At 49.1% G+C, this 19,125-nt stretch carries 16 protein-coding genes; 13 read left to right on the top strand and 3 right to left on the bottom strand.

What is annotated here, in order from left to right:
• Positions 1-8 precede the first annotated feature (8 nt).
• The 10 genes from C3F13_11835 (at position 9) to rsmA (ending at position 12,033) form a co-directional block, all read left to right on the top strand.
• On the top strand, positions 9-536 hold the full coding sequence (locus tag C3F13_11835; protein ID PWB52212.1) for a pantetheine-phosphate adenylyltransferase: 528 nt from the start codon (positions 9-11) through the stop codon (positions 534-536).
• Between the two features lie 153 nt (positions 537-689).
• Positions 690-1,151, top strand: a complete 462-nt coding sequence (locus tag C3F13_11840; GenBank protein PWB52213.1) for a hypothetical protein — start codon at positions 690-692, stop codon at positions 1,149-1,151.
• 272 nt (positions 1,152-1,423) lie between these two features.
• Positions 1,424-5,176 (top strand): hypothetical protein, encoded by a 3,753-nt coding sequence (locus C3F13_11845; protein PWB52214.1) that lies wholly within the window; start codon positions 1,424-1,426, stop codon positions 5,174-5,176.
• Between the two features lie 126 nt (positions 5,177-5,302).
• Entirely contained in the window at positions 5,303-5,899 is a 597-nt protein-coding gene (locus C3F13_11850) for a hypothetical protein (GenBank protein ID PWB52215.1), read from the top strand.
• The gene (locus tag C3F13_11855) at positions 5,896-6,909 is read left to right on the top strand and encodes an epimerase (protein PWB52216.1); all 1,014 of its coding nucleotides are present in this window, start codon (positions 5,896-5,898) and stop codon (positions 6,907-6,909) included. Before C3F13_11850 ends, C3F13_11855 begins: the two co-directional genes overlap by 4 nt.
• A complete protein-coding gene (locus C3F13_11860; GenBank protein ID PWB52217.1) occupies positions 6,909-7,739 on the top strand; it encodes an oxidoreductase in 831 nt (276 codons plus the stop codon). Before C3F13_11855 ends, C3F13_11860 begins: the two co-directional genes overlap by 1 nt.
• Positions 7,740-8,083: 344 nt before the next feature.
• Positions 8,084-8,491: a hypothetical protein gene (locus C3F13_11865; protein PWB52218.1), complete on the top strand. Its 408-nt coding sequence runs from the start codon at positions 8,084-8,086 to the stop codon at positions 8,489-8,491.
• A gap of 151 nt (positions 8,492-8,642) precedes the next feature.
• On the top strand, positions 8,643-9,788 hold the full coding sequence (locus C3F13_11870; protein PWB52219.1) for an acyl-CoA dehydrogenase: 1,146 nt from the start codon (positions 8,643-8,645) through the stop codon (positions 9,786-9,788).
• 32 nt (positions 9,789-9,820) lie between these two features.
• On the top strand, positions 9,821-11,191 hold the full coding sequence (locus tag C3F13_11875) for a hypothetical protein (protein PWB52220.1): 1,371 nt from the start codon (positions 9,821-9,823) through the stop codon (positions 11,189-11,191).
• The gene (gene rsmA, locus C3F13_11880; protein PWB52221.1) at positions 11,176-12,033 is read left to right on the top strand and encodes a ribosomal RNA small subunit methyltransferase A; all 858 of its coding nucleotides are present in this window, start codon (positions 11,176-11,178) and stop codon (positions 12,031-12,033) included. The genes C3F13_11875 and rsmA overlap by 16 nt, the downstream gene beginning before the upstream one ends.
• Positions 12,034-12,043: 10 nt before the next feature.
• On the opposite strand, the gene C3F13_11885 is transcribed toward rsmA, so the two are convergent.
• The 3 genes from C3F13_11885 to C3F13_11895 form a co-directional block, all read right to left on the bottom strand.
• On the bottom strand, positions 12,044-13,291 hold the full coding sequence (locus tag C3F13_11885; GenBank protein ID PWB52222.1) for a hypothetical protein: 1,248 nt from the start codon (positions 13,289-13,291) through the stop codon (positions 12,044-12,046).
• Between the two features lie 86 nt (positions 13,292-13,377).
• Positions 13,378-13,749 (bottom strand): hypothetical protein, encoded by a 372-nt coding sequence (locus tag C3F13_11890; GenBank protein ID PWB52223.1) that lies wholly within the window; start codon positions 13,747-13,749, stop codon positions 13,378-13,380.
• A 121-nt stretch (positions 13,750-13,870) separates the two neighbouring features.
• Positions 13,871-14,314, bottom strand: coding sequence for a hypothetical protein (locus C3F13_11895; GenBank protein PWB52224.1), 444 nt, complete (start codon positions 14,312-14,314; stop codon positions 13,871-13,873).
• Positions 14,315-14,421: 107 nt separating this feature from the next.
• Here C3F13_11895 and C3F13_11900 point away from each other — a divergent pair, with 107 nt between their 5' ends.
• The 3 genes from C3F13_11900 (at position 14,422) to C3F13_11910 (ending at position 19,122) form a co-directional block, all read left to right on the top strand.
• A complete protein-coding gene (locus C3F13_11900) occupies positions 14,422-15,594 on the top strand; it encodes a hypothetical protein (protein PWB52225.1) in 1,173 nt (390 codons plus the stop codon).
• An 82-nt stretch (positions 15,595-15,676) separates the two neighbouring features.
• The gene (locus tag C3F13_11905; protein ID PWB52226.1) at positions 15,677-17,077 is read left to right on the top strand and encodes a hypothetical protein; all 1,401 of its coding nucleotides are present in this window, start codon (positions 15,677-15,679) and stop codon (positions 17,075-17,077) included.
• Between the two features lie 26 nt (positions 17,078-17,103).
• Positions 17,104-19,122: a [Fe-S]-binding protein gene (locus C3F13_11910; protein PWB52227.1), complete on the top strand. Its 2,019-nt coding sequence runs from the start codon at positions 17,104-17,106 to the stop codon at positions 19,120-19,122.
• Positions 19,123-19,125 lie beyond the last annotated feature (3 nt).

Here is a 19,125-nt window from a genome sequence, read left to right on the forward strand (position 1 = left end):
TAAACCAAATGTCAGTCAAAGCGTGTTTCCCAGGAACATTTGATCCCATCCACTACGGTCATTTGGATATTGCGCGCCGGGCAGCCAGACTCTTCGATGAAGTGGTGATCGCAGTCTATGACCGCCCGATGAAATCCCTGATATTCCCGCCTGAAGAGCGCATTGCCCTGGCCGCCCAGACGGTTGTGGACGACCCGAAAATTACGGTTGTGGGATACAGCGGCCTGACCGTCGATTTTTGTCACAAGATTGGAGCCCAGGTGATTGTGCGAGGGTTGCGGGTGTTCTCCGACTTCGAATATGAATTTCGCATGGCCTTAGCCAACCACCGCCTGGCACCCGATATCGAAGTAATCTCATTGATTACCAACGAAGAGCATACCTTTTTATCATCTTCCACCGTGCGGGAGATTGCTGCCTTGCACGGCGATATTAGCAGTATGGTCCCTCCCCACGTGGAAAAAGCTCTCAATCACCGTCTGCAAGAGCTGGAAGAGAATGAACAGATCTTTCCACCCACTTCGATGCGCGATTAATCGGGCGAAGTGCGAAGCATAGGTGAAATAGTTGACGTATTTTGGATTTCGTTGTAATCTTGTACGTAAGCAGGCAAGTATAGATATAAAAAATGGATTTATCTTCATCCCATGTGATGCACCTGAAGAATTCGGGTAAACTGGAGTAAGCGTATGGATATCCTGCAAATGATCGATCGGTTGGAGGAGCTTCTCAACGAAAGCCGCCCTCTTCCTTTTACCCATAATGTAATCGTCGATGAAGACAGGATGTTGGATCTCATCGACCAGATGCGAGTCTCCATCCCTGAAGAAGTCAAGAAAGCCCAGCAGATTATGGCCCAGCGCGATCGAATGCTGGCCCAGGCAACTGAAGAAGCACAACGTACTGTCAACCTGGCGCGCGATAAGAGTAGTGAACTGGTCGAAAGAGATCAAGTGGTTCAGGCAGCCTATGTTCAGGCAGAACAGATCAAAGCCCAGGCGCGTATCGAAGGCGATGCCATCCGTAAAGATGCAGATCAATATGTGCTTGAGACTCTGCGAAATCTTGAGATGGAAATGGAACGCACGATTAACCAAATCCGGAATGGTATACGGGCTCTCCAAGAAGAACCAACTCAAGCAGAAGAGTAATTACCTCGAAATAAGTACTAGTGAGTGGCATGGTCTGTGCCACTCACTAGTTTGTTTAAACCTGTTTGAACCCCCATCCCTGCCTCTCCCATAAAGCCACCCTGTATAGGAGAGGCAGAGATGTGTAGCTGACCAGCTTATCCCCTCAAGCACTGGTACAGGATTGATCTATGATCATTATAAGAATCAAACGTCACAAGAACGTCACGATCAACGTCACATACATTGCTTTTATCACCTTTTTTATGTAAAATTAATCCAGGATTAATCCAATGTCTCAACTATCACTATCCTTACTCGGGAAGCCATCCTTATTACTGAATGGACAACCCGTTAACTTACCCACCTCAAGGGGAATACCTCTCCTTGCCTATCTAGCAATGACTGATATTTATCAATCACGTGAAGCTCTGGCCTCATTACTCTGGACGGATAATAGTCAAGGGCACGCCCTGGCGGCTTTACGGACTACACTGTGGAGGTTGAAAGGTTCGGATTTAAAGGATTGGATCGGCTGGGATCGTAACGAGGTGTGGTTGACCCAGGCTCAAAATATTAATTTTGATGTCGCCAAGTTTTATGCAGCTCTTGAGCGCTGCAATACGCACGGGCATCCTCTTTCTCAGGTTTGCTTATTATGCACACCAGCCTTAACCGACGCCCTGGAAGTTTACAGGGGCGAATTCATGCATGGCAGTTATCTGGCAAAAGCAGGATCCTTTGAAAACTGGCGAACTCAGCAACGCGATAACTTCGAGATGATGCATTTGGGTGCCCTCGAACGCCTGGTGAAATGTCATCGCAAATTCGGAGATTTTAATTTAGCAATTCATTATGCTCGCATCTGGCTCGCGCATGACAGCTTGAATGAAAGCGCTAATGCCCAACTGCTGCAGCTATACGCAATCACTGAGCAGAGAACTGCTGGGATGTCACTTTACAAACATTATAAGCAGCTACTCGAGCAAGAATTCGGCATTGCACCATCGGACGAGATCACCGCATTATACAAGCAACTCGTGAGGGGACATACCACGCCGGTTTCAAAGAAGAAAGTTCTGTCACCCATTTTCTTGATTGCAGATATTGAAAGAGCACCCATCTATTGGGGATCTGCCGGCGATCATAAAGATGATCTGCTAAATACATATCGCGAGATTTTCAAAGATGCTTCTCGGCGTTTCGGGGGCACTTTGATTCAAAAAACCGAAAATCGTATCACCCTGCTATTCGAAAATGGTCAGCCGCTGCATTGTGCAGTATATTTACACTTGCTATTTAAGAAAACTGATTGGGGCATGATCGGTCCGCCTAGCGTCCGCATGGTGCTCTACTCCACCGTTCTGGAAGAAGATAATCCGGGTGATTTTGCCATGCTTACCAGCGCCGCATCATCACTCTTATCAATCAGCTGGGGCGGGCAGATACTTTTCTCAGAGTCGACCCTAAAACTTCTAGATTTTCCGTCCGGTGCGAAAATCAACGACCTGGGATTTCACAGCCTGATTAATAATCAAGCACCGGTACATATATATGAATTATGTCACCCGCATTTACCGGCAAAGGATCACCCCCCGCTACTATCCACATCTCAGCAGTTATTTAATTTTCCCATCTTTGATGTACCGTTCATTGGTCGCGAAGAGGAGCTTGGTGAATTACACAGATCAATTCTCTTACCCACCAATCGCCTGGTATCACTCACGGGTCCAGGTGGGGTTGGAAAAACTCGATTGGCAGTGCAGTTTGCTCCCAGCGCGGTTGATTTTTTCCCAGATGGGATATATTTTGTCTCGTTTGCTTCGATCGAGGATGCAGATTTTATCCCAATCCTGTTAGCTGATGCCCTAAGGTTCAACTTCTACGGGCCGACCAGCCATACTGAACAGCTCACCCAATATCTGCACCGCATGAAAGCCTTGTTAGTCATCGATAACTTTGAGCATCTACGGCTTGAAGGAGCGAAATTCCTGGCAATTTTGCTTTCTAACACTCACTACTTGAAATTTATTGTGACCACTCGCGAGCGGATGAACCTCATCGCAGAGACTGTGGTCGAGGTCGTTGGGTTTCCCATCCCTGATCTATTGGCAACCGATCATCCCGAAAATTTCACTGCCATTAAACTATTTATCCAAAATGCCCAAAAAAATTATCCCCGGTTCACAATACCGAATAACCTCAAGTCAATAATTCGCATCTGCGGTATGGTGGATGGTATGCCACTCGGCATCCTCCTGGCCTCAGCTTGGGTAAGGGTATTTAGCTGCCCTGAGATTGAAGCCGAAATCAGCAAGAATATCGATTTTCTCACCACCCATGCCCCCGACCTGGACCCACGCCACCGTAGCCTGAGTGCTGTTTTTGAGAATTCCTGGAAATTGCTTCCGGAGGCTGAGCGCAGCGTCCTTGGCAGGTTGTCCATATTTAGTTCACCTTTCACCGGCAGGGCAGCCCAGGAAATTTGTGGAGCTACACCACTTGCACTTTCTCAATTAGTCGATAAATCTCTGCTTCTTCATCAGCAGGATGGTCGTTTCTTCATGCTGAACACCATCAGTCATTTCGCTGCAGCAAAACTTGAAGAATACTCGACAGAACAAGCATCAACCATGGAAAAATATTGTGAATACTATGCCGAGTTATGTGCACAAAAAATCCCTGAAATTAATTCACTTCTGCAACATAATGCGATTAAGGAGATGATATCTGAAATAGAAAATATCCGAAGCGCCTGGATGTGGATGATTCAGACTAATCGTTGGGATTTAATTAATAAAACAAAAGATGCGTTGCTTATCTACCATGTTCTCCTTGGCAATTATATTCATGGGAGTGAGTTGTTTACCGCTGCATTTCAAAAAATCACCTCATCAAATCAACCTGAGGTGGAAATAACTAGATATTCTCTGCGGCAATTGAGTGCGTGGATGGATTTTAGAAAAGGTTATGTTTCTCGAGCTCTACCTGAGATTGACGAATGTCTTGAGTATTTCCGAAGCCATGATGCTAAATGGGAAACCGCAATGACTTTATTTTATCTATCAGTCATTCACCAAGCGCTAAACCACATTCATTTGGCAAAAGACCTGATCCTGGAATCGATTGAACTGTTGGAAAGAGATGGGGGAACAAAATCTAATTACGTGCTTGCGATTATTGCTAATTGTCAAACGACTTTGGGAGGTATCTTAGTCCGACTCGATCAATATTCGCAAGCCAAATCATATCTCAATATGAGCTTGACTACCCACAACAAATTAGGAACGACTTATGGAGCGCTTCATTCTCTTATGGGGCTTGGAAGACTGGCTAATCTTGAGAGTAAATACATGCAAGCGCGAGATTTATTCCTGCAGGCTTTGGAGTTAGCTGGAGGATTATTTAACCATCGTGATATGGTCAGCATCCATAACAATCTGAGCTCCGTGTATGAATCCATGGCTCATATTTCCCTGTCTTATCATCACATCCAGATTGCGCTAAAACTTTGTAAAGAATCTGGTGACCGCCGCCTGACTGCTGTGATCTTGAATAACCTTGCATACGAGCAATTGAGATATCACAATCAGCCGACAACAGCTATTCGGACCTATCAGGAATGTCTGGAGATATTTTCTGAAGTTGGCGACCTGCGCGGGATTGCCTTCTCTTGCTATGATATTAGTAAGGCGTATCTCAAGGTCGGATTGCTGGAAGATGCCTGGAGTTATAACTTGCGCTCCATAAACACTGCCATGACATTAGACGATATTTCCCTGGTCCTCCATGCGCTGCATGGTTTTGCGAATTTCTTTGTGGAAGTTAATCTGCCTGAGCGAGGCCTGGGATTATGCTACCTGATTGAGCATCATCCCCAAGTGGACCGAGATACTCAGAAAAGGGCGATCGTTACCCGGGCTTTTGTGGAGGCTTCCCTTGATAATATAACCAAACAATCTGTGCGTGTCTGGGGGGAAAATGCTGATTTACAAGAGACGATCAACCAAATCATGGCCGATAAGTCTTACATCCCCAGGTACTAATACTGTAAATTAAAACTCAGCCTAAAACTCTAATCAAACCTGGATCAAGAATCCTTGACTTTTCTACTTAATTAATCTAAAATCATACCGACCGGTCGGTTTTTGGATTTGTCAAAGGAAAATATCATGCAAGTTCGCAGTGAAGAAACCCGCAGCCACATCCTGGAAGTAGCCATGCAACTTTTTTCAAAATCCGGCTATGACGCGACTGGCGTTGCTGAGATCTGCCAGGCTGCTGGAGTAAGCAAAGGTGCTTTTTATCATCATTTTCCTTCAAAACAAGCCGTCTTCCTGGAGTTGCTTAACTCTTATCTGAATGGCATCGAATCCGGTTTCAACCTGATGCGCCAGGAAGTTCATGATGTTCCCCAGACCATCCTGCAGATGGCTGACCTGGTTGGCTCACTCTTCCAAACTGCAGATATTCATTTACCTATCTTCCTCGAATTTTGGACCCAGGCGAATCACGACCCGCGTATATGGGAAACCACCGTTGCACCATACCTGCGCTATCAGGAGTATTTTGCAGAAATGATCCAGGAAGGCATCCATGAAGGTTCAATTGAGCCCATAGACCCACAGCTGGCAGCCCGAGTATTGGTATCCCTCGCCATAGGCTTGCTGATGCAATCTCTTTTCGATCCGCAGGTCACCGATTGGCAAACCGAAGCCAGACAGAGTGTGGAATTATTGCTAAAAGGCATGGTAAGGAGACAAGCATGAATTTAATCACCGGTGCTACCGGGCACATAGGGAATGTATTGGTACGCATGTTTAGTGAACGTGGCGTAAAAGTTCGCGCCATGGTCATGCCAGGAGAGGACTCTTCCCCATTGAATAGCCTGGATGTCGAAATCGTTGAATCAGACGTCCTTGATTACCAATCACTGCTCAAGGCTTTTAGTAATATTGAAGTCGTCTATCATCTGGCCGGGATGATATCGATTCTGCCGGGTAGGGATGATTTATTACGTGCTGTAAATGTCATGGGGACACGCAATGTGATTGAGGCTGCACGTAGCAGTGGTGTCCGTCGCCTGGTTTATACCAGCTCCATTCATGCCCTTCAACGAGTTCCAGAGGGCATCCTTATCGATGAAACGGTGCCATTTGATATTGAACACGCCATCAGCAGTTATGACTCATCCAAAGCCAGTGCTTCTTTGGATGTCTTGAACGCGGTACACGATGGTTTGGATGCAGTCATTGTATGCCCCACGGGAGTAATCGGTCCTTATGATTTTCGAACCTCTGAAATGGGACAATTAATCCTGGATTGCGTCGAAGAAAAAACCATGTTTTATGTCGATGGAGCCTACGATTTTGTGGATGTCCGTGATGTGGCCCAAGGCCTCATCCTGGCCGGCGAAAGAGGCCGTTGCGGTGAAAGTTATATCTTGTCCGGTGAGCGGATAGCTGTCTTTGATATTATTAAAATCGTCCAGGAAGTTATTGGCAAGCGTCTCTTCAGTCTAAAAATTCCCTTTTCATTGGCAACATTCACTGCTAAACTCACACCTCTTTACTATCGCCTGACTCGAATTAAGCCGCGCTTTACCTCCTATTCTCTGGCTACGATTATCTCAAATTCTCATATCAGCCATAGCAAGGCCCAACGTGAGCTAGGCTACCACCCGCGCCCCTTGCGCGAATCACTTTCTGATACGGTAAAGTGGATTAAATATCAAAAACTCATCAAGAAGGCCGGTCATAAGTACCCGGTCAGTGAGTGATGGTGTCTACTGTGGTTAAACCGCACTTGAAGAGCTTGAACGGGAAAATTTGCTTGATCACTGGTGCGTCGAGTGGAATTGGGGCAGCCACCGCACGAAAACTGGCTCAGCAAGGGCTGAAAGTCATCCTGGTGGCTCGTCGGACCGACCGGCTGGATGAGCTGGCTGCCGAGATAAACCAGGCTGGTGGCCAGGCTGAAGTCATCTCTGCCGACTTATCTCAGGAATCAGAGCGCCAACAAGTGTACTCACTGGTCGAGAGTAGATATGGGCAAGTGGATATCCTGATCAACAATGCCGGGTTAGGCTGGTATGGGTATGGTACCGACATGCCCTGGACAATCGCTTCGGAAATCCTACAGGTGAATGTCGAAGCTTCGGTTCATTTCACCTTGCTATTCTTGAAGAAAATGCGCTCAATCGGATCTGGACATATCATAAATATCGGCTCGATTTCGGGCAGCTTGCCTAGCCAGGGGATTGCCCTTTACGGTGCCACGAAATCGTTCATCGACAACTTCACCACGGCCCTGTACCGTGAGCTAACCGGAACCCACTTGCATGTCAGCGTGGTGCGCGCCGGTCCGGTCCTTACCGATTTTTGTGATACCGCTGCTAACCAGGAAGGGGGTCTGCACTTACCCACTGAACGTATGGGGGTAACCGCCGAAACCATTGCTGACCATGTTTGGAATCTAATCAAGCACCCGCGCCGCGTTGTTTATGTGCCTTTTTGGTTGGGAATCACACCGTATATTGAAAGCCTGTTTGGCTGGCTCATCGATCGTCTTGGCCCGCTGCTCTTGCGCTTCCAAACCAGGCAAAAATAACAACTTAACAAACAATCCCAAAACAGGTTCTCTTATGTTTGCGGGTCTCAGATCTCTGACGCAGTAGATACCGGAGATCCAGTCTTTTGCATCATTTGCAGCTCTAGATAAGTATTTTTCAAAAAATCATTTTCGGATGTTCCACCAGGCATCCGGAATTTATCTCTACTTACTTCACTAATCCTGGGTCTCAATATCCTGTACTATTCGAATTCGTTCACCAAAAATATTGCATCACTAAGGATTGATCTACTCCATACCGCGGTATACTTTAAAACAACTCGATAATCTGAAATCAGGATTTGAAGAAAAATCGAGATATCCTCAAAACCTAAATCATATCCATGATACATCCTATCCATCTTTCTGCCATCAATGGCCCCGCATCTGGCTACCTGGTGATTGTCCTCGGTTTCCTTGCCTTGCTGGTGATCGACTTAATCATTGCCCTCGTAGAAGGTGTCAGCTTGACCCTCCTCAAATGGTATCCCTTTCGAACATCATTGCTGGTTTCCATAATCATGAATATTATCTCTGGGATCATCAATGGTGTTTTACTCATCCTTCTCCAAAAGGCGCCAGTGATCTGGTTGCCCTGCTCTTTTCTTATTTCAATTTTGCTCGAGACTTTTATCATGACATTTTTCAAACGGGATGCCTTGCGGAAAAATAGCCTGTATGCCCTGATTGCCAACCTGATTAGTTATGTGCTGCTCATCCTGCCGGCGTATTATTTCGGTGTCAAAACATGACCTGGTGCACTACCTGATACTCAGCCTCTGCATGGTTGTTCGGTGTACAATTATCATTACTTGATCATTAAATACTCTCGTGTTATTGGTGTCGAATGGTTGATGATCCAATAAAACAAAATGCGTCTCAACCTGAAAGGAGATACCAGCCATGGATTATGACCTGACTGATGAGCAGCGCATGTGGCGTGCAGCGGTGCACGATTTTGTTGCCCGTGAAGTAAAACCCAACGCTCATGAAGTAGATGAGAAGGCTGAATTTAATTGGCCTGCCATACGGAAGATGGGCCCTCTCGGCATGCTCGGTTTGAATATACCTGAGGAATATGGTGGTTCGGGGGTGGATGCCGTCAGTGCCGCCATCGCCATTGAAGAGCTGGGCTGGGGGTGTGGCTCCACCGCGCTTGCCATCGCCGCGCACAATGGCCTGGGCACAGCACCGATCGTCCTCTATGGCACGGAGGAGCAGAAAAGGAAATACTTGCCACTCGTCGCTTCTGGAAAGAACAAACTTGGCTCACTGGCTCTTACTGAACCTGGCGCGGGTTCAGATATCCAGGGTGGCATCCGCACCCATGCGGAGTTATACTCTGGGGAATGGGTGATCAACGGTTCTAAAGCCTGGTGTACCAACGCCAGCATTGCTGAGTACATCATTACCCTGGTACGGACGGATCCTGCCGGAGGCCCACACTCATTGAGCATGATCATCGTCCCAACCGATACCCCCGGCTTGCACATTGCACCCGCAGAGAAAAAAATGGGCCTGCGAGGCTCCCCGACGCACGCTGTGACCTATGAAGATGTGCGCCTGCCTGAGAGTTACCTGTTAGGCAATCTTGGCCGTGGTTTACAACAAACCCTAACCACCCTCGATGGAGGGCGTATCAGTATCGGTGCCCTGTCTGTTGGTCTCGCTCAATCTGCTATGGAAGATGCCATTCGGTACGCCAAGGAACGCCAGACTTTCGGACGACCGATCGCCGAACACCAGGCCATCCAGTGGATGCTTGCCGATGCTGCCACCGAAATCCAGGCTGCTCGCCTCATGATATACTTTGCTGCCTGGCTGAAAGAACAAAAACGCTCGTTCACCAAGGAAGCTTCCATGGCAAAGCTATTCGCCACTGAGATGGCCGAGCGGGTTTGCCGGAATGCTATCCAGATTCATGGCGGATACGGCTACAGCCGCGAGTATCCAGTCGAGCTCACTTACCGCGATGCTCGCCTGATGACCATCGGTGAAGGTACCAGTGAAGTCCAGCGTATGGTGATCGCCCGTAAGCTGCTCACTTAGCTGGGTGGAAGTATTGGGATAATTTATAACGAATGATCGCTAAACTAAAGAAATTTCGTTTACCAGGCATCCTGCTGGTAGGCATTTTACTGTTGTGTTTAGGGCTCTTCTTCGTGCTCCGTAAGTCCGTGACACTGTCTGTCAATGGCGATTTGCAACGGATCACCACATACGCTCTCCGGGTTGGCGATCTATTACGCTCTGAGGCGATTGCATTGTCATCCCAGGATAAGCTTACCCCAACTGCTGAAACCTGGCTGAAAAATGGGCAGGTGATCACTTTGACCCGGGCTGTGCCAGTTCGCATCCTGGCAGATGGAAAATGGACCTCCACAGTGAGCGCCGAGCGTACACCATCCAGGTTGTTTGCCGAAGCTGGCGTGACCGTCTATCCTGGGGACCTATTTCTTTCAAATGGTAGGCAAGTTGAACTAGATGAGCAATTCCCGGTCAGTGTCCAATCGATTCCCTTGCAGCTGGTCCGCACAATACGCTATACCCTCACCGAAGATGGGAAAAACCTGGGGCTAACCTCAACCGCTCCCACCCTGGGCTCCGCCTTATGGGCTGCAGGTTACACGCTATTCGAAGCTGATCAGCTGACGCCGGCAGCCAATTCCCAACTTACTTCTGACCTATCTGCCCAGTTGGTCCACTCCAGTCCGCTGACCATCCAAACCCAATATGGCGAAGTGTCTCTTCGCACCTCGGCCAAATCCGTCGGGCAAGCGCTTAAAGCAGCTAACCTTTCGCCCCAGGGCCTGGACTACAGCTTGCCAACCTCAACCGAGCTCATCCCAGGGAACCGTCACATCCGCCTCATTCGTGTGACAGAGGAAGTCTTGATCGAGCAAACCCCTCTACCCTTCGAAAACGAGTACCAGGCGGTTGCGGATATGGAGCTCGATACACAATCCGTCGTAGACCCTGGGGAATATGGCTTGAGAGCTGAACGCGTGCGTGTCCGATATGAAGATGGGCAGGAAGTCTCTCGCCAGACTGACAGTGAGTGGACAGCCCGGGAGCCCCAAGCGCGCATCATTGGCTATGGCACCAATGTTGTGATGCAAACCACCACCGTGGATGGGGTCACCATCCAATACTGGCGCGCCGTGAGCATGTATGCCACCTCCTACCATCCATCTGAAGTCGGGGATACGACTGCCTCTGGCTTACCGCTCAAGAAAGGCGTCGTAGCAGTCGATACCAGCCTCATTCCATTCTATACCCAGCTGTATATTCCTGGCTATGGGAACGCCGTGGCAGCCGACATTGGAGGTGGGGTTATCGGTCGCTGGATTGACCTGGGCTACAGTGATAGCGATTATGTCCCCTGGCATTCTTGGGTAACAGTATATTTCTTATGGCCTCCCCCGGATAATATTGTGTGGATCCTTCCGTGACCCTGCCAAATTTAGATATCGCTCGTTTGCTGCGTGATTATGGCTTACACCCCAACAAATCGCTTGGGCAAAATTTCCTGGTGGATGAAAGTGCCTTGCACAAGGTGATCGAAGCCGCAGAGATACGCAACCAGGATGTTGTACTGGAAATCGGTGCAGGTTTGGGAAGCCTCACCCGTCTCCTCGCATCAGCTGCTGAAAAAGTCATCGCCGTTGAGATCGATAAGAGCCTGATACCAGCATTAAAAAACGTAGTGTGGCACTTCCCCAATGTTCAGGTGGTGGAGGGAGATATCCTGGCGTATGACCCGGTTGAGCTCGTCTCTGGCGCTGAATATCTGGTGGTCGCTAATATCCCCTACAACATCACCTCCGCCCTTATTCGCCATCTCCTGGAATGTAGCCATCCACCTCGCCGCCTTGTATTAACCGTCCAAAGGGAGGTAGCGGAACGCATCTGTGCTGGACAAGGTGATATGAGTTTACTGGCTCTTAGCGTCCAGGTGTATGGACATCCCGTCATGGTTGCGCACATCCCGGCAGGTGCATTTTACCCGCCCCCGCGGGTGGATTCAACGGTCATTCGTATCGACCTGCATGCTGATCCTCTCATCCCGCCCGAAAAGCTCGACGTGTTTTTCCAGCTAACGAAAGCGGGGTTTAGCCAAAAACGGAAAACGCTGCGTAATGCCCTGGCAGGTGGCCTGCATCTGGCACCCTCCAGCACTGCGGCTTTGCTGACCCAAGCTAAGATTGACCCAATGCGTCGGGCTGAAACCCTGAGCATAAATGAATGGCATCAGCTAGTGGATGAGTATTACACGATGCTGGTTGTCAGTTAAAACTTTCCAATTATCCCCATAACCAAAACAGTCCGGCTGCCAACAGCCGTAGGAATGCCCCCAGAAATATCGAAGGTTGCAAGCCAATTAAATCCGCGGATAGTGGTCCTAATAACGATCCAGCAAGGATGCCCAGGTTAAGCGCCATATTGTGCAGGGCCATATGCGCTGGCCGGTCATTCGAAGGCACGCGTTCCATCAAGCGATTAATCAACGCCCCACTGAGCATGGCATATACCCCACCCCCCAGCAGGCATGCCAGGTAATAATACACGGGGTCTTTTCCGATTGCAATCAACAAGGGATAGATAGGAAAAATCGCCGCGCTGGCAATCAACAGTCTGCGATGTCCGTACCGGGTGCTCGCATAACTGAGCCTGAAGGATGCCAGCATCATCGTCCCATAGAAGAGCGCAGAACCAAAACCGATCATGCCATCGGTCAGGTTCATCTGGTCGACATAGGCGATCGGAAAAAGCGGCAGGGGAAAATACTGGAATGCATAAAAGACCAGGTAGGAAAGCATGAAAATACCGAATGGACCTTTGAGCAAGTCCAGTCTGAGCAGGGATCGAGGCTTTTGTTCGATCTCTGTTTCTGATCCTGCTGGGGTAGACATCCCAACCGGTGAGTCAATGGATTCGACTGGTTTTCGAATTCTCCCAATATGGTAGCTGCTCAGTAAAGCCCCTGCTGCTCCGATCAGGAACACCACCTGGTAGTTTTGTGGAAAATCCAGCCAATCTAATATCTGGCCACTGACCAGGGTAGTGACGGTGATGCTGACGGCTAGCAGGATGTTCCTTCTCCCAACTGCTTGGGCACGCCATTCTGCAGGCAGCACTTCTGCAAATAAGGCATTAAATGAAATCGCAAGCATTGTCCCCGCAATTGACATGACCAGGGTCGTTAATATCAACCCCCACACCTGCCCTTGCGCAGAAGGGAACATCCAGGGTAAAGCCACTAGCACCAGGTAACCCAGGCGTTGCCAGATCGCTGACCGGAAAGACACCTTGATCAGGGATTTCCCCTCCAGCCATCTGCCTGAGGGAAGGGTAAAAATTAAGCCGATGACTGCTGGCCCTGCACTGATTAATCCAATCTGAAATCCCGTAGCCCCCAGGCGCGCCGCATATACCGCTTGAAACGCGATGGTACTGCCTGCTAATACGCCAAACCACACTACGTCCCAGTAGAGCTGGCGCAGGTTCCACTTCAATATTGGTTCCGGTTTTCGGAGGACTTCGGTTGTCATCTGCAGAAAAACGCGGAGGCCAATTCAGATTGGCTCTCCGCAGAGTGGGTCTCGGGACTAATTATACTCTTAACTAAATCGATCAATTAAAGCAGGCTTTTCAGTGCCTCCACAGTGCGATGCATATCCATCAGGATCAGCCCTAATTTGGCGTTTTCGTGGGCAAGCGCAGTCAAGACTGCCTCACTCCCAATGGACATCAGCAATACATACCCTCCTGCACCTTTGATGTAAACCTGCTCCAGCGCCCCACGCCCGAGCTCCATGGCAATCCGTTCACCCAGCGATAACATCGCGGCTGACATGGCTGCCACACGGTCTTCTTCAGCGTTTTGGGGTAATGCTGACGCGATGGTCAGTCCATCCACACTCACCACTGCAGACGCCTCGATATTAGGCGAGGAGGCCTGTAAATTCCGTAGAAGCTCAACCATGAGTTGCGAGCGAGTCTTGATCATGTTTACTCCTGACCTGATTAATCAACGCTTGTTTGCTCTGAACTTACTGGATGCAGCTGAAATTGAGCAATTCTGCCATCCTTTTGGTGCAATATCAATACCAGCCATCAAAATGGGTGATTCACTTGGGTTTCTTTTGATCACTGTCCTGGGTCGCTTCTCCTGAATTATTTACATTGGGAAGGCTGTCGGGGTCATAATCGCCCCACTTTCCGCTAAATGATGAGGCAAACACCATCGCATTGGTATTTTCAACCTCAAGCATGGTTTTAATCATTTGGTTTTTACGTTTTTCCGCAGCGTCAGGGGCAGGCTGCAGGGTCGCCTTAGTAACCAATAAAATCTCAATGCTCAAAATATCGTCTTTCAGGTATGGGATGACACTGCCTGCATGCTCACCCAGGATGGCCTGGGCAAGCGGTGTATCCTCGCTGAGAAACCCTTGAGAATAATCAGCCGAACTGTCAGGGACAATCACGACTTGAAGATGGTCTTTATAACCTGCCCGGTCAACCAGCTCGAGCTCTACCTGGCAACCCACGGTAATCGGCTCTTGTTGTGCCATGACCCTAGTATACACGGATGCTCACCTACCGAAAGGCTAATCAATTTATTAAGATATAAGCCAATGCTGGCACATCTCCGCTGGTATAATCTTTGACGAATATTAATATGAAAAAACTACTTATCCTTATCTTAGTCTTCGTACTCGGTTTTTCTTTCCTTATTAATCCTCAGCCAATCTCCGCGCAAGGGGAAATTTCTCAACCGACTGCGGACTTATTATGCCTGCCGGGTATTTATGTTGCCGATCCACAGGATTGCCTGCCCCTCGGTCCATCCAGCTACATGACCCAATTGGCCTCTGAAGGAATCTTTCTGCCTTTAGCAAATTTACCCTCCCATTCGATCGATAGCCAGCTAGCCGAGTTACCATTTTCCTATGCTATTTTGGGGGATGGTGCTACACCGGTATATCGCTCACTCGAAGATGCAATGTATGGGAGAAATGAGATCCGCGAGATCGCCCCAGGTAAATTACGCTACATTTCCTATATTGATTATGCCGAAACTGATTTCGGACGCTTTTTCCAGATGGCAGACGATACCTGGGTTAGCGTCTCCAGCCGTGTCTCCGTCCCACGCAGCTATTCGGGTGGGATCGAATTTTCACAGACTCCCGCAACTTCCTTTGGCTGGATACTCCCCTTCGCATCGAGTATTGAGACCAAACTTACACCTGGATATGGGGTGGACGATCCATCAGGCAATACTGTGACCCCTTACCAAGTTGGCCCGGTCTACTCTACCCAAACGATTGATGGACAGGAATGGGATTTGATCGCCCCTGACCAGTGGATTGATGGTCGGTACATCGGTAAAGTACATCCCACCGCCACGCCTCCACCTGGGGTAGAAAATGGTCGTTGGATCGAGGTAAATCTATTCGAGCAAACCTTGTCAGTCTATGACCATAACAAATTGGTTTTCGCCACCCTTATTGCCAGCGGATTGGATCCGTTCTTTACCAAACCAGGCTTGTTCCAGATCCAAAATAAACTAGAATCGACAACTATGTCTGGCGCATTCGAAGCCGATCGCTCTGACTACTACTACCTGGAAAAAGTCCCCTGGACCATGTACTACGACCATGCGCGTGCCTTACATGGCGCTTATTGGCGGACAGCTTTTGGTTATCCTCAATCGCATGGATGTGTAAACCTGTCTCCGGCAGACTCCCACTGGTTATATGATTGGGCAAATGTAGGAGATTGGGTTTACGTGTGGGACCCATCTGGTCAGACTCCCACAGACCCAAGCTATTACAATGATGGCGGTGCTTAGCCATTAATTAATAGGCGGGATATCCGATGAGAAGAAAGACGGGAGAGCAATTTACCAGGCATGAAGCAAAGTACAATCGTCTATGAAACCTGACACTCGCCCCATTTTCCTGCTTCCCATAATTTTAGTGCTGGTATCTTGCCAGGCACTCATTCCCCGTCAGTCACCAACTCCTGAAGTAAAGTCAATAGAGCGTAATCTGATCGAGAAACCCTTGCCGGGGGCTTTATCGACCGAAACGCCTGTTCCAACTGTCACTTATTCACCAACATCAACCCAAGAGCAACCTACTGCGACTCAGAGCGTAACAGGCACCCCTACCCAGACCCAGATTCCATTATCCGAGCAGCAAAGTATCTTTGATGACTTGTGGAATGTAGTGAATGATACCTATGTGTACCCGGATTTTAACGGAGTGGATTGGAATTCAACGAAACAAGAGATCTCGGAGAAAATTTCAGCAGGTTTATCAACAGAAGACTTCTACAGAGAGATGAAAGACCTCATCATCAGTCTCGGGGATGACCACTCTTATTACCTCGACCCTCAGGAAGTGGCTGCCCAAGACGCAGAATATGAAGGGTCACATGATTATGTGGGTATTGGCATTTATGTCAGCGCAGTGCCTGAGCGAGCGCGAGCTGTGATCATCTCTGTATTCCCCAACAGCCCTGCTGAACAGGCTGGGTTACAACCCCGCGACAGCATCTTGTCAGTGGATGGAACACCGATCCTGGATGAAGATGGCTACCTGCGCGATATCGTACGTGGACCGGAGGGCACTTCCATCGCCATTACTGTCCAGACTCCCGGTGAGCAACCGCGTGAGATGCGCCTGACCCGCCAGAGAATAACCAGTACCTACCCAGTCACCCACCAGGTCATCACCACCCCCGAAGGGATGCATATCGGATATGTCTTCCTGCTAACCTTCATGGATGGGACGGTGGACGAGCAGGTTGCCGATGCCCTGAAAGAAATGAACATCGATGAGCCGCTTGATGGGCTGATCATAGATAATCGCATGAATGAAGGCGGGTCAAGCCTAGTTCTGGAGCCGATGCTCGGATATTTCACCAGCGGCACTTTGGGGTATTTTGTCCGTCACTCCACTGAAACACCGTTAAAAATAAAATTAAATGACGTCAACAACTCGGCTGAGGTACCCATGGTTGTCCTGGTCGGTTCAGGAACAGCGAGTTTTGGGGAAATTTTCTCGGGAATCCTCCAGGATACCGGCCGCGCCTACGTCATCGGTACGACCACAGATGGAAATGTCGAGATTTTATGGGGGTATGACTTTGAAGATGGATCAGAGCTATGGCTGGCGAATGAAACTTTTCGCCCAGCAAATCATACAGAGCAGGATTGGGAGCAATCAGGAATCGTCCCTGATCTTACGGTACCGGCAGGCTATGACGAGTATACCTTCCAGACTGATCCATTGATCCTGGCTGCAGTACAATATTTTTCAAATCAATAGAACCTGAGGACCGGAGACTTTCCTTCATGCTGACCACACCAGAGAAAATTATCTTCATCCTGGCCGTCCTGTTTTCGTTGTCTCTAACCTCTTTGGCTGTCAGGCGCATCGTCCGCATCATCCAACGCGGGCATGGACGGCCAGATTTCTCCGTGTTGCGTAAGCGATTATTATCAGTCCCACCTCGTATTATCGCTTTCCAACCTGTCTTCCGTTTCCGGCTGGTCCCCAGCCTGTTTCATGCCATGATTGGTTGGGGCTTCCTGTATTTTTTACTGGTAAATTTGGCTGATGTCCTCCAAGCGTACCTTCCCAATTACACTTTCCTGGGCACCGGGCTTATTGGGAACCTGTTTCGATTAGGGGCGGATATCAGCAGCCTCCTCGTTTTTGTTGGCATCAGCTTCATGCTGGTGCGGCGTTTCGTTATCAGGTCAAAAGACCTCACCGCTCGATCGGATGTCTTGCTGCATCCCAAGGCACGCACTGGCATCCTGCGCGATTCGGCGATCGTCGGTGCATTTGTTACCATGCATGTCCTGGCACGCTTTGTAGGTGAATCTTTCAAACTGGCTGAGCATGGTACAGATTCATGGCAGCCGTTTGCCTCAACAGTGTCTCGCCTCTGGTCTGGTTGGGAAGTTAGCTCCCTCGTAATTGGTTTTCACGCCTGCTTTTGGATCTCACTCGGATGGATCCTGGCCTTCCTGCCCTACTTTTTATACTCCAAACACATCCACCTCTTCTTTGCACCATTGAACTTCCTGCTTAAGCCCGCCCGCAGGTCGATTGGCGAATTATCACGCCTGGATTTCGATGATGAGAGCGTCGAAGCTTTCGGTGTATCGAAACTCGAAGATCTTGGCTGGGAACAGCTCATGGATGCATATGCCTGCATCATGTGCTACCGCTGCCAGCAGGTCTGCCCAGCCTATAACACCGGCAAGGTCTTATCACCCGCTGCCCTGGAAATTAACAAACGCTATTTTCTGAATTATTATGGGGCTGAAATTTCCGGCGGCAAGGCAAGCCCACAAACCCTGATTGAATTTGCCATTCCTGAAGAGGCTATCTGGGCTTGCACGGCTTGTGGTGCTTGTGTGGATATCTGCCCGGTGAACAACGAACCCATGCGTGATATCCTTGACATCCGCCGCGCCCTCGTTTTGAATGAAAATGCATTCCCTCAACAGCTACAGACTGCTTTCCGCGGCATGGAACGGAATGTGAACCCCTGGAACATCCCTCCCACGGAGCGCTTGAAATGGGCTGAGGGGCTTAACGTGCCCACCATAGAAGAAAATCCGACGCCCGAGATCTTATGGTGGGTTGGTTGTGCGCCCGCGACTGACGTACGCGCCCAAAAGGTCGCACAGGCATTCGCCCATATCCTCGAGCATGCAGGTATGAATTATGCGGTCTTGGGGAAAAATGAGCAATGTACGGGTGACTCAGCTCGCAGGGCAGGCAATGAATACCTTTTTAATGAATTGGCTTCATCAAACGTGCAGATATTGAATGAAGTAAATCCGCGACGGATCGTAACCACCTGCCCGCATTGCCTGCATACCTTGAAGAACGAATATCCAGCGTTTGGTGGGAATTACACCGTGATACACCATACGCAACTAATCCAGGAGCTTATATCGGAAGGCAAAATTCGGCTAGCTTCCCTATCGCCTGATGAGGATCCCAACAATGGGATCACTTATCACGACCCTTGTTACCTGGGCAGGCATAACCACATCATCGACGAACCTCGCACAGATATTAGCCTCCTGGGTGGGGAGTTTACAGAATTACATCGCCATGCGTATAAGTCATTTTGCTGCGGAGCAGGAGGAGCCCAGATGTGGAAGGAGGAAGAGCATGGCCAGCAACGCGTCAATGCCAACCGTTTCGCCGAAGCTCAAGCAACCGGTGCGGACGCACTGGCAGTGGCCTGTCCCTTCTGCCTGATCATGTTGACGGATGCTCAGAAAGCTGCTAACAGCGAGCTGCGGGTTCTAGATATTGCTGAGCTGCTGGCAGCGAGATTGGAGTAAAAA

The organism is Anaerolineales bacterium (assembly GCA_003105035.1).
Lineage (GTDB): Bacteria > Chloroflexota > Anaerolineae > Anaerolineales > UBA4823 > FEB-25.

Coding starts and splice junctions, on each gene's coding strand:
- C3F13_11835 (PWB52212.1), top strand. CDS start 9: ATGTCAGTCAAAGCGTGTTTCCCAGGAACATTTGATCCCATCCACTAC.
- C3F13_11840 (PWB52213.1), top strand. CDS start 690: ATGGATATCCTGCAAATGATCGATCGGTTGGAGGAGCTTCTCAACGAA.
- C3F13_11845 (PWB52214.1), top strand. CDS start 1,424: ATGTCTCAACTATCACTATCCTTACTCGGGAAGCCATCCTTATTACTG.
- C3F13_11850 (PWB52215.1), top strand. CDS start 5,303: ATGCAAGTTCGCAGTGAAGAAACCCGCAGCCACATCCTGGAAGTAGCC.
- C3F13_11855 (PWB52216.1), top strand. CDS start 5,896: ATGAATTTAATCACCGGTGCTACCGGGCACATAGGGAATGTATTGGTA.
- C3F13_11860 (PWB52217.1), top strand. CDS start 6,909: ATGGTGTCTACTGTGGTTAAACCGCACTTGAAGAGCTTGAACGGGAAA.
- C3F13_11865 (PWB52218.1), top strand. CDS start 8,084: ATGATACATCCTATCCATCTTTCTGCCATCAATGGCCCCGCATCTGGC.
- C3F13_11870 (PWB52219.1), top strand. CDS start 8,643: ATGGATTATGACCTGACTGATGAGCAGCGCATGTGGCGTGCAGCGGTG.
- C3F13_11875 (PWB52220.1), top strand. CDS start 9,821: ATGATCGCTAAACTAAAGAAATTTCGTTTACCAGGCATCCTGCTGGTA.
- C3F13_11885 (PWB52222.1), bottom strand. CDS start 13,291: ATGACAACCGAAGTCCTCCGAAAACCGGAACCAATATTGAAGTGGAAC.
- C3F13_11890 (PWB52223.1), bottom strand. CDS start 13,749: ATGATCAAGACTCGCTCGCAACTCATGGTTGAGCTTCTACGGAATTTA.
- C3F13_11895 (PWB52224.1), bottom strand. CDS start 14,314: ATGGCACAACAAGAGCCGATTACCGTGGGTTGCCAGGTAGAGCTCGAG.
- C3F13_11900 (PWB52225.1), top strand. CDS start 14,422: ATGAAAAAACTACTTATCCTTATCTTAGTCTTCGTACTCGGTTTTTCT.
- C3F13_11905 (PWB52226.1), top strand. CDS start 15,677: ATGAAACCTGACACTCGCCCCATTTTCCTGCTTCCCATAATTTTAGTG.
- C3F13_11910 (PWB52227.1), top strand. CDS start 17,104: ATGCTGACCACACCAGAGAAAATTATCTTCATCCTGGCCGTCCTGTTT.